Below are 278 nucleotides of genomic sequence, written 5' to 3'. Positions count from 1 at the left end.
GCCGCGGGCAGGGCGCTTTATGCCGATATCAAGGGCCGCATGGAAGCCATCGGCCGTAACCGCGACCACCTGAAGATCCTGCCCGCCGCCTTCGTCATCGTCGGCGACAGCATCGAGGAGGCGCGCGCCAAACGCGCCACGCTCGACAGTCTGGTGCATTACGACAGCGCCATCGCCTCGCTTTCGATCGCGCTCGGCCATGACGCTTTGGGCTTCGATCCCGACGCACCGCTACCATCAGACATTCCCGACACCAATGCCAGCAAGACCGGCCGCGC

Annotated in this window: 1 pseudogene; it reads left to right on the top strand. The window is 65.5% G+C overall.

Annotated elements, in window-relative coordinates:
- Positions 1-278, top strand: a pseudogene (locus EOD29_RS31440) (LLM class flavin-dependent oxidoreductase); the annotation flags it as partial.

The sequence above is a fragment of the Mesorhizobium sp. M1A.T.Ca.IN.004.03.1.1 genome, from assembly GCF_003997555.1.
Lineage (GTDB): Bacteria > Pseudomonadota > Alphaproteobacteria > Rhizobiales > Rhizobiaceae > Mesorhizobium.
This window is presented reverse-complemented; position numbering and strand designations above follow the sequence as displayed.